13 protein-coding genes are annotated in these 9,288 nt (G+C 60.3%); 9 read left to right on the plus strand and 4 right to left on the minus strand.

What is annotated here, in order from left to right; genetic code table 11:
* Nucleotides 1-151: 151 nt before the first annotated feature.
* A complete protein-coding gene (locus BMX92_RS26275; RefSeq protein WP_143066925.1) occupies nucleotides 152-373 on the minus strand; it encodes a hypothetical protein in 222 nt (73 codons plus the stop codon).
* A gap of 81 nt (nucleotides 374-454) precedes the next feature.
* Here BMX92_RS26275 and uvrA point away from each other — a divergent pair, with 81 nt between their 5' ends.
* Nucleotides 455-3,373, plus strand: a complete 2,919-nt coding sequence (gene uvrA, locus BMX92_RS26280; RefSeq protein WP_093022586.1) for an excinuclease ABC subunit UvrA — start codon at nucleotides 455-457, stop codon at nucleotides 3,371-3,373.
* 164 nt (nucleotides 3,374-3,537) lie between these two features.
* Nucleotides 3,538-4,620: a hypothetical protein gene (locus BMX92_RS27190; RefSeq protein ID WP_143066926.1), complete on the plus strand. Its 1,083-nt coding sequence runs from the start codon at nucleotides 3,538-3,540 to the stop codon at nucleotides 4,618-4,620.
* Between the two features lie 122 nt (nucleotides 4,621-4,742).
* On the opposite strand, the gene BMX92_RS28560 is transcribed toward BMX92_RS27190, so the two are convergent.
* Nucleotides 4,743-4,853 (minus strand): DUF433 domain-containing protein, encoded by a 111-nt coding sequence (locus BMX92_RS28560; protein WP_218145869.1) that lies wholly within the window; start codon nucleotides 4,851-4,853, stop codon nucleotides 4,743-4,745.
* A gap of 74 nt (nucleotides 4,854-4,927) precedes the next feature.
* Between BMX92_RS28560 and BMX92_RS28565 the strand changes: the two genes are divergently transcribed.
* The 5 genes from BMX92_RS28565 to BMX92_RS26310 all read left to right on the plus strand — a co-directional run bounded on the left by BMX92_RS28565 (nucleotide 4,928) and on the right by BMX92_RS26310 (nucleotide 7,504).
* Nucleotides 4,928-5,164, plus strand: coding sequence for a type II toxin-antitoxin system RelB family antitoxin (locus tag BMX92_RS28565; protein WP_371262546.1), 237 nt, complete (start codon nucleotides 4,928-4,930; stop codon nucleotides 5,162-5,164).
* A gap of 185 nt (nucleotides 5,165-5,349) precedes the next feature.
* Nucleotides 5,350-5,562, plus strand: a complete 213-nt coding sequence (locus BMX92_RS26295) for a cold-shock protein (RefSeq protein WP_093022591.1) — start codon at nucleotides 5,350-5,352, stop codon at nucleotides 5,560-5,562.
* A gap of 148 nt (nucleotides 5,563-5,710) precedes the next feature.
* Nucleotides 5,711-5,911 carry a hypothetical protein gene (locus tag BMX92_RS26300; RefSeq protein ID WP_093022595.1) on the plus strand — a complete coding sequence of 67 codons (201 nt, stop codon included), beginning with the start codon at nucleotides 5,711-5,713 and terminating at the stop codon, nucleotides 5,909-5,911.
* Between the two features lie 88 nt (nucleotides 5,912-5,999).
* Nucleotides 6,000-7,112 (plus strand): hypothetical protein, encoded by a 1,113-nt coding sequence (locus BMX92_RS26305; RefSeq protein ID WP_256213648.1) that lies wholly within the window; start codon nucleotides 6,000-6,002, stop codon nucleotides 7,110-7,112.
* Between the two features lie 179 nt (nucleotides 7,113-7,291).
* Nucleotides 7,292-7,504 carry a cold-shock protein gene (locus BMX92_RS26310; RefSeq protein ID WP_177185283.1) on the plus strand — a complete coding sequence of 71 codons (213 nt, stop codon included), beginning with the start codon at nucleotides 7,292-7,294 and terminating at the stop codon, nucleotides 7,502-7,504.
* A 45-nt stretch (nucleotides 7,505-7,549) separates the two neighbouring features.
* Here the strand turns inward: BMX92_RS26310 and BMX92_RS26315 are convergent, their stop codons facing one another.
* Nucleotides 7,550-8,149, minus strand: a complete 600-nt coding sequence (locus BMX92_RS26315) for a hypothetical protein (protein WP_093022604.1) — start codon at nucleotides 8,147-8,149, stop codon at nucleotides 7,550-7,552.
* Between the two features lie 124 nt (nucleotides 8,150-8,273).
* Between BMX92_RS26315 and BMX92_RS26320 the strand changes: the two genes are divergently transcribed.
* The gene (locus BMX92_RS26320) at nucleotides 8,274-8,483 is read left to right on the plus strand and encodes a hypothetical protein (RefSeq protein ID WP_093022607.1); all 210 of its coding nucleotides are present in this window, start codon (nucleotides 8,274-8,276) and stop codon (nucleotides 8,481-8,483) included.
* Nucleotides 8,484-8,647: 164 nt separating this feature from the next.
* Nucleotides 8,648-9,004 carry a glycine zipper 2TM domain-containing protein gene (locus BMX92_RS26325; RefSeq protein WP_093022611.1) on the plus strand — a complete coding sequence of 119 codons (357 nt, stop codon included), beginning with the start codon at nucleotides 8,648-8,650 and terminating at the stop codon, nucleotides 9,002-9,004.
* Nucleotides 9,005-9,063: 59 nt separating this feature from the next.
* On the opposite strand, the gene BMX92_RS26330 is transcribed toward BMX92_RS26325, so the two are convergent.
* A partial coding sequence (locus BMX92_RS26330) for an electron transfer flavoprotein subunit alpha/FixB family protein (protein ID WP_218145830.1) occupies nucleotides 9,064-9,288 on the minus strand: 225 nt, incomplete at its 5' end.

Below are 9,288 nucleotides of genomic sequence, written 5' to 3' on the forward strand. Positions count from 1 at the left end.
CACCCGCTACGACAAGGATCCAGCCAATTTCCTCGCCGCAATCAAACTTATCTGCGTTCGAATCTGGTGCGCCGCATAATGAGTCTACGCGCTAATCAACCAGCGATGACCTCATGGACGTCATCCCGCGGGGCGCTCACCCACTGCCGCCCTACCCGATCACCCCCACCATCGCCGCCGCCGGCGCGAGTGGGCGATGCTCATAATAGCCATAGTCGATATAATGCTCCGTCAGCGCCTCGACATCGGTGCCGAAGGCCGCGGCCAGGTCCGGGTTGGCGGCGGCATATTTCAACGCATCAAAACTGGTGGTCGACCGGATCTCGGCCAGGCCATATTGCAAAGCCGGCGGACAAGCCGGAATATCGGACACCGCATCCCCCTAGCCTATCGCCCGCCGGCTTCCTACCTTCGGGTCTGGCCTTCCACAAAGAACACAAGTAGAACGCACCCCATGAGTCTGACCCATATTTCCGTACGCGGCGCGCGTGAACACAACCTCAAGGGCGTGGACGTCGATCTGCCCCGTGACAGCCTTGTCGTCATCACCGGCCTGTCCGGTTCCGGCAAAAGCTCCCTCGCCTTCGACACCATCTATGCCGAGGGTCAGCGCCGCTATGTGGAGTCGCTCTCCGCCTATGCGCGCCAGTTTCTGGAGATGATGCAGAAGCCCGATGTCGAGCATATCGAGGGCCTCAGCCCCGCCATCTCCATCGAGCAGAAGACCACCAGCCGCAACCCGCGCTCCACCGTCGCCACGGTCACGGAAATCTACGACTATATGCGCCTCCTCTGGGCGCGCGTCGGCATCCCCTACAGCCCCGCCACCGGCCTGCCCATCAGCGCGCAAACCGTCAGCCAGATGGTAGACCGCGTCGCCACCTTGCCGGAAGGCACCCGCTTCTACCTGCTCGCCCCCGTGGTGCGCGGGCGGAAGGGCGAATATCGCAAGGAACTGGCCGAATGGCAGAAGGCGGGCTACACCCGCGTCCGCATCGACGGCGAGATGATGCTGATCGAGGATGCCCCCGCCCTCGACAAGAAGTACAAGCATGACATCGAAGTCGTGGTCGACCGTCTCGCCGTGGACGCCGACATGGCCACCCGCCTCGCCGACAGTTTCGAGCAGGCGCTCAAGCTCGCCGACGGTCTCGCCTATGTCGATCTGGCCGACGGCGTCGTCCCCGGCCGCGAAGATGAAGTGCAATCCACCGACAAGAAGATGAAGGGCGCGGGCATCCCCCTCAACCGCATCGTCTTCAGCGAGAAATTCGCCTGCCCCGTCAGCGGCTTCACCATCCCCGATATCGAACCGCGCCTCTTCTCCTTCAACGCCCCGCTCGGCGCCTGCCCGGCCTGCGACGGCCTTGGCGAACGGCAGGAGTTCGACCCAGAACTGGTCGTCCCCAACGAAGCGCTTTCCATCAAGAAGGGCGCCGTCGTCCCCTGGGCCAAGTCCAACCCGCCCAGCCCCTATTATATGCAGGTGCTCGGCTCCCTCGCGAAGGAGTTCGGCTTCTCCCTCGAAACGCCATGGACCGACCTGCCCGGCGAAGTGAAGCTCATCATCCTCCACGGCACCGGCGGCAAGCCTGTCACCCTGCGTTTCCAGGACGGCAAGAAAAGCTATGAGGTCAAGAAAGCGTTCGAGGGCGTCATCGGCAACCTCAACCGCCGCCTGCTCCAGACCGACAGCGCCTGGATGCGCGAGGAACTGGCCAAATACCAGACCGCCATGCCCTGCGAGACCTGCCACGGCGCCCGCCTCAAGCCCGAAGCCCTCGCGGTCAGGATCGCGGGCGAGGATATCTCCGTCTCCACCCGCCGCTCGGTGGTGGATGCGCTCGCCTTCTTCACCACCCTGCCCGATCATCTGAACGACCAGCAGCAGCAGATCGCCAAGGCCATCCTCAAGGAAATCGTGGAACGCCTCGGCTTCCTCAACAATGTCGGCCTCGATTATCTGAACCTAGACCGCACCAGCGGCACGCTGTCGGGCGGCGAAAGCCAGCGCATCCGCCTCGCCAGCCAGATCGGCAGCGGCCTCTCGGGCGTCCTCTACGTCCTCGACGAACCCTCGATCGGCCTGCACCAGCGCGACAATGACCGGCTGCTCGTGACCCTCAAGCGCCTGCGCGACCTGGGCAACAGCGTCATCGTCGTCGAGCATGACGAGGATGCGATCCGCCACGCCGACTATATCGTCGACATGGGGCCGGGCGCGGGCGTCCATGGCGGCGCCATCGTCGCGCAGGGCACGCTGCCCGAATTGCTGAAAAACAAGGCCAGCCTCACCGCCGATTATCTGAACGGCACCCGCCGCATCGACGTACCGGCCAAGCGCCGCAAGGGCAGTGGCAAGAAACTCACCGTCCACAATGCCCGCGCCAACAACCTGACCGGCGTCACCGCCAGCATCCCGCTCGGCACCTTCACCTGCATCACCGGCGTCAGCGGCTCCGGCAAGTCCAGTTTCACCATAGATACCCTCTATGCGTCATCGGCGCGCGCCCTGAATGGAGCCAGAATAGTCGCCGGCCCGCATGACAAGGTGACAGGCCTCGAAAACTGCGACAAGGTGATCGACATCGACCAGTCGCCCATCGGCCGCACCCCGCGCTCCAACCCGGCCACCTATACCGGCGCCTTCACCAATATCCGCGACTGGTTCGCCGGCCTCCCCGAAGCGCAGGCGCGCGGCTACAAGCCCGGCCGCTTCAGCTTCAACGTCAAGGGCGGCCGCTGCGAAGCCTGTCAGGGCGACGGCGTGCTCAAGATCGAGATGCACTTCCTCCCCGACGTCTATGTCACCTGCGACGTCTGCCACGGCGCCCGCTATAATCGCGAGACGCTGGAGGTGAAGTTCAAGGGCAAGTCCATCGCCGACGTGCTCGACATGACGGTCGAGGATGCGGTCGAATTCTTCAAGGCCGTGCCGCCGATCCGCGACAAGATGGCCATGCTCGCTGAAGTGGGCCTTGGCTATATCAAGGTCGGCCAGCAGGCCACGACCCTGTCCGGCGGCGAAGCCCAGCGCGTCAAACTCGCCAAGGAATTGTCGCGTCGCGCCACCGGCAACACCCTCTATATATTGGACGAACCCACCACCGGCCTGCATTTCGAGGACGTCCGCAAGCTATTGGAAGTCCTCCACGCGCTGGTCGACCAGGGCAATAGCGTGGTCGTAATCGAACATAATCTGGACGTCATCAAGACAGCGGACTGGATCATCGACATGGGCCCGGAAGGCGGCGTCAAGGGCGGCGAAGTCGTCGCCGAAGGCACGCCGGAGAAGGTCGTGAAGGAGAAGCGCAGCTTTACCGGGCGCTATCTCGCGCCGCTGCTGGGGCTGGAGGCTTTGGCGGCGGAGTAGTCAACTCGTTATTAGCTATTTTGGGATCGGAGGGATCGACAGTGCCACGTCTAGTAAATTTGATTACCTTGTTCCTTGCTAGCCCCAGCGATGTCCAAGCTGAACGAGAAGTTGTCTCTTCCTGTATTCAGCAATGGAACCAGATACATGGATTTCAACGAAATGTGTATTTTGAACTCTTGAAGTGGGAAGCCTCTATCGCCGCTGGTTTCGGAGTTGACGGACAGGATGTAATTAATCAGCAGTTACCAAATTATGATTTGTTTATTGGATTATTTTGGACACGATTAGGAACGAAAACACCAAGATCAGTATCTGGCACGGCCGAAGAGTATGAACGGGCGATGGAGCGACGCCGGAAATTTGGAGACGTCGAAATCGCCTTTTATTTCAAGGATTCGAATATAGATCCAAGAAAATTGGACCTTATTCAATTTAATTCTCTTCAAGACTTTGAGAAACGCATTCAATCAGAAGGAGCCTTCTCAAAAATATTCACTGATGACGATTCTCTTCGTTATGAAATTAGCCTTCTCCTTGACAGGATTGCTCGCAAATTTCGGTCTCCTACAAATACAACAGATCAAAATGAAAATTCCGCCAGAACAATTCCTATCGATACCAGCGACATACCAAAAATGGAAGAATTTACGGAAGATTTAGGCTTAATAGATATTTCTGAAAACATTGAAAATTACTCAAGCATTTCTCTCGAAATTTTAGGAAGAATAGCCGAATCTATAAATGATTTGAATGCAGACATATCTGCATCTACCGCCAGAATTTCAGATATATCAAGAGTTAGGCAATTAACCAATGATGAGATGAAGCCGATAATATCTGAAATTTCTCTTAGCATGGATAAATTTAGTGACATGTTGGAAAATTCCGTTCCGGAATTTTCCGAAAGTAGCACGATAATGGCAAACAATGTTCGAGACTTGGTAAGAGTATCGTATGATTTTATTGACGAAAACGAAAGCAGCCTTTCCTCTGTCAATAGTTTGAAAAATGACCTCTTGTCCCTTGTTGAAGCCATAGAATCGTCCGGCACTCAAATGTTAGATTTTAGAAATACAATTTCCGGACTTCAAAGAATGACCGTTGCATTTAATAAATCTAAACGCCGCTTGGTGACAAATTTGGATAATCTTTTGGAAAAGCAAAATTCTATCAGAGTGATTACTATGCAATCCCTATCTGAAATTGATTCTCTTAATGAAGAATGGAACGAAAAATTTAGTTAATCCGCCTCGATACGTGCGACAGTTACCATATTGCTCGCCGAAATCATCCCGATTTCGGAAACATGCGCGGCCTCATGCCCACGATCGCGCAGCCAGCGGCAATTGCGCATCGACAAGGAATTTCATTCGGCGGCAAGCACCACGTGATGGTCAGCCATGGCCGCCGCATATCCCAGCGCCGCCCGCACATCATCCGCGCTCAAATAGGGAAAATCCGCGACAATCTCGTCCACGCCCGCCGCAAATGGCGGGATCGACGGCAATACGGGGAAAGCCTGTAAGGGTCATGGCAGGAAGACTATCAGACATGCCGCACCTGCGCTATAGTCCCGCCATGCCCGACGATCCGCCCGATTTAGACGGCTTCGACGCCTCGGATTTCGATCCGCCGCCGCATATGCGCGGCCCGGAAGACCCGGTCGCCTATGACGCATGGTTCCGGGCAAAGGTCGAAGCCGCCATGGCCGATCCCCGCCCCGACGTCCCCCATGAAGTCGTCATGCGAAAAATACAGGCCATCCTCGATCGACACAGGAAAAGCTGACCGGCCAACGGCAAAACCGCCCCCCATTTGCTTTTTCCCGCCCTTTCCCCTATATCAGTCCCGTTCAGTCGCAAATCGACGGTCTTTCGGCGCTTTGCAGCTCCCTTTCTCCTTCTTTCCCTGCCCCTTGAGCGTTCCGGCGCGTCCACACGGGGCTCGCCGCACAGAAAGAAGGAATATTTTCCATGAGCATCACCGGAACCGTCAAATTCTTCAACGCCGACAAGGGCTATGGCTTCGTCGCGCCTGACGATGGCAGCCCGGACGCGTTCGTCCACATCACCGCCGTCGAGCGGGCTGGCCTCGCCACGCTGCGCGAAAAGGACCGGATCACCTATGATCTGGAACAGGATCGTCGCGGCAAGATGGCGGCTGTGAATATCGCCCACGCCGAATAAGCGGCGCGCGGTGCGGCGGGTTTCGACCTGTCGCATCCCGCCGCTGGCCCCCGTCGCCTCCGTTCGCGGAAGGCGGCGGCGCGGGCCGGCCGGGCGTCGCTCTCATGGCGTCCGGCCATATATTTCAGGGGGTTGAAGGAGAAATTCCATGGCCAATCCCGACTATCGGTCGCTCGCGACCAAGGCGCATGATGAAGCCGCCGCCACCACGCTCGCCAATGTCCGCGACCGTTGCCTGCGCTCCGAAGCCGCCTTCCTCGCCATGGCCCATCGCCAGGACGCGATCGACCAGACCCGCGCCCGGCGCGAAGCGGCCGCCGCCCTGCATAGCGGCCTGCATAGCGAATAGCCCGTCCGGCGCCGCCATTTCCGTCTGTCCTACACGGCCCTGTTCTGCCTAGCCTCCCGGCAAATCCTTGTCGCCGGAGGCCAGACCCATGTCCTTTCACGATTCCACCCTTTCCACCGCCGCCCCGCAAATCCGGGAGGATGGCTGGTCGCCCGCGCGCCAGCGCCGCTTCCTGGAAGTGCTGGCGTCCAGCGGCGTCATCATGCTCGCGTGCGAAGCCGTGCGCATCACCGCGCGCAGCGCCTATAATCTGCGCAACCGCCGCGATGGCGCCGCCTTTCGTCTCGGCTGGGACGCCGCGATCCTGATCGCCCGCGCCCGCCTCGCGACGGATCTGCTCGCCCGCGCCATCATGGGCAATGAGGAAGTCATCCGCAAAGACCCGGACAATCACGAAATCACCCGCCACCGGCACGACAATCGCCTCGCCATGTCGATGCTCGCCCGGCTGGATCGCATGGCCGACAGCCCGGTCGAAGGGTCCGACGCCGCGCTCGCCCGCATCGTGGCGCAGGATTTCACCGCCTATCTCGACATGCTCTGCCCCGAAGACATGGCGCAGGCGGAACTGGACGGCCTCGCCCTCCCCCGCACCGGCGCGGAACCCAGCGCCCGCAATATGGCCGATGCGCAACTGCTCGACGGATCGCGCCCGGACACCCCGGACCCGATCGAGGAAGCCGTCGCCGCCGCCATCTCTCCCGGCGCCTCGGCCGCGCTCTTCATCGCCGCGCGCCTGCCGCTTCAGGCCGGGCAGAATCCGCAGATTTCCGTCGCCGATGAACGGTGTGAACTTCGCCCCGAACCAGCGCCGGATGATGATGATGATGAGGAGGAGAAGGAGCCGATCCATTGGGCCAATCTGACGCCCGATGAGACGGTCGACAGGCTGCGCAGCATCTGGTGGAATGACATATTGCTCTGCTGGCAAACCGATTTCCCGCCGCCGCCCGGCTTCACCGGCTATGCGAACGCGCCGACCTACGAGATTGACGGCTATGTGCGCGGGCTCTCGCCAAAGGAGGAGCAGGCGCTGGAAGCCATGATCGCGGAGGATCGCCGCCCCTATGAAGAGGCAGCGGCGCAGGCGCGCGACCTGTTTTTCGGCTTCATCCGCAAAGAAGACAGCCTGCCCGAAGCGGTGGACGTCGCCACAAAGCCCGCCGCGGACATGGTCGACACCCATTTCGCGCCCGCCTGATCGGGCGTTCGTCCGCCCCCGATTTGCTATTGTGGCGCCACTCCCCTATAATGGGCGCGCTACAGTCGCAAATTGACGGTCTTTCGGTGCTTTGCGGCTCCCTCTCTCCTTCTTTCCCTGCCCCTTAGCAACGCGGGCCGTCCACACGGGGCGCGCCGCATAGAAAGAAGGACTAAATTATGAGCATCACCGGCACCGTCAAATTCTTCAACGCTGACAAGGGCTATGGTTTCATCGCTCCCGATGATGGCAGCCCGGACGCCTTCGTCCACATCAGCGCCGTGGAGCGCGCCGGCCTCGCCACGCTGCGCGACAAGGACCGCGTCTCCTTTGATCTGGAGCAGGACCGTCGCGGCAAGATGGCGGCCGTGAACATCGCGCACGCCGAATAATATCCGTGCGGGGCGGCGAGCTTTCAGGCGCGCCGCCCCGACCGATCAGACGAAATCCTCCAGCAGGCTGGTGCTCGGCAGGATCAGGTTCAGCGCCACCAGCATCGCCACATTCCACCGCCGATTGTGGACGAACAGCAAAGCGATCAGCAGCCCGAACACGGCAAACGCGCCCAGCCCATAAAGGAGCAGCAGCTCCAGCCCGGCCCCCTCCGGCGCATCCGCCACCGGGCGCAGCGTATCGAGCAGCCCCTGCCCCACCATGGTCGCCACATTGGCGAACAGCAGCCCGCCGATCACCATCCGGTTCTGCCGGTCATACCAGTCGTCGAAATCGGGCCAGTCCTCCGGCTCGTCGGGAAAGATCAGCGACGCGGCCAGGTGATAGACGCCCACTATCGTCAGCACCGACAATAATGTCAGATTGCTGGCGTCCATCTGGTCCCGCAAACTGTAGGCGATGCCCCAGAAACTGGTCAGGTCGATGATGACGAACAGGCCCAGCAGCGGCGTCAGCCAGCCGATCCGCACTTTCCGCGCCGCCCGCTTGATTTTCAAAACACGGGCAAATCCGCCCAGCACCTCGGCAATGGCCAGCCCCAGCAACAGCCCAAGCAGCGCAAATACCAGATCGAACGCCGACATGCTCTTCCCCCCGGCAACACCGTCCGTCGCAAGCCTAGCGGAAACCGTCGCAAGGGCAATTGGAGTCGGAACCGCTCCGGCCGCCACCGGTTATCCTCTCCAAACCCATCTCAAGGAGACAATCATGATCCGCACCCTGATCTTCGGCGCCATCGCCGGTTATGTCGGCAAGAAGCTGTATGACGACGGCAAGCTCACCGAATTCAAGAATGACCTTGTAACCCGCTACAACGAAGCAAAAGCCAGCATCGCCGAACAGCGCGCCGAAGCGGAACCGACCACCGCACCGCTGATCAGCCCGTCGACCAGCCCGGCTGCGCCGCTGGCCCATTGATTTTCTGATTTCCCGGTTCCGGCGGCACATCCCCGCCGGTCGCCGCCCGCCCGCTGCCGCGTCCCCCCCTCTCTCGGCAGTCGGCGGGCGGCATTATTTTTTGGGGCAACCATTATTGTGTGAGCGGGTTTGTCCGCCGACAGGGAAAAAATAAGGAGTCCCCCATGCGCAAACCCATTCTCGCTGCCGCCATCCTGGCCATGCTGCCACTTGGCGCCTGCACGTCGGACAATTATGGCGGCGGCTATGGCTATGACCGCCCCGGCGACCGCCGCGGCCCGCCCCGCCATGCCCGCCGTCCGATCCGCGACAATGACCAGATCTACCGCGACCGCGACGGCCGCTATTATTGCAAGCGGGATGACGGCACCACCGGCACTATCGTCGGCGCCATTGCCGGCGGCGTGCTTGGCAACATCATCGCTCCCGGCGGCTCCAAGACGCTCGGCACCATACTCGGCGGCGCCGGCGGCGCCCTTGCCGGCCGTGCCATCGACAAGAATGACATCAACTGCGAATAACAAACAAAAAGGGCGCGGGGATCACTCCCCACGCCCTTTCCTACATCGGATAAACCGATTTACAGCTTGCCGGTGAGTTCCGGCACAATCTTGAAGAGATCGCCGACCAGGCCGATATCTGCGACCTGGAAGATCGGCGCATCCTCATCCTTGTTGATGGCGATGATGGTCTTGCTGTCCTTCATGCCGGCCAGATGCTGAATAGCCCCGGAAATACCGACCGCGACATAGATTTCGGGCGCCACGATCTTGCCGGTCTGCCCGACCTGATAGTCGTTGGGCAC

The organism is Sphingobium sp. YR768, assembly GCF_900111125.1.
Classification (GTDB): domain Bacteria; phylum Pseudomonadota; class Alphaproteobacteria; order Sphingomonadales; family Sphingomonadaceae; genus Sphingobium.

Excerpts from the sequence above, each read along its gene's own strand:
- uvrA (WP_093022586.1), top strand. The coding sequence starts at position 455 with ATGAGTCTGACCCATATTTCCGTACGCGGCGCGCGTGAACACAACCTC.
- BMX92_RS28565 (WP_371262546.1), top strand. The coding sequence starts at position 4,928 with ATGCCGCACCTGCGCTATAGTCCCGCCATGCCCGACGATCCGCCCGAT.
- BMX92_RS26295 (WP_093022591.1), top strand. The coding sequence starts at position 5,350 with ATGAGCATCACCGGAACCGTCAAATTCTTCAACGCCGACAAGGGCTAT.
- BMX92_RS26300 (WP_093022595.1), top strand. The coding sequence starts at position 5,711 with ATGGCCAATCCCGACTATCGGTCGCTCGCGACCAAGGCGCATGATGAA.
- BMX92_RS26305 (WP_256213648.1), top strand. The coding sequence starts at position 6,000 with ATGTCCTTTCACGATTCCACCCTTTCCACCGCCGCCCCGCAAATCCGG.
- BMX92_RS26310 (WP_177185283.1), top strand. The coding sequence starts at position 7,292 with ATGAGCATCACCGGCACCGTCAAATTCTTCAACGCTGACAAGGGCTAT.
- BMX92_RS26315 (WP_093022604.1), bottom strand. The coding sequence starts at position 8,149 with ATGTCGGCGTTCGATCTGGTATTTGCGCTGCTTGGGCTGTTGCTGGGG.
- BMX92_RS26320 (WP_093022607.1), top strand. The coding sequence starts at position 8,274 with ATGATCCGCACCCTGATCTTCGGCGCCATCGCCGGTTATGTCGGCAAG.
- BMX92_RS26325 (WP_093022611.1), top strand. The coding sequence starts at position 8,648 with ATGCGCAAACCCATTCTCGCTGCCGCCATCCTGGCCATGCTGCCACTT.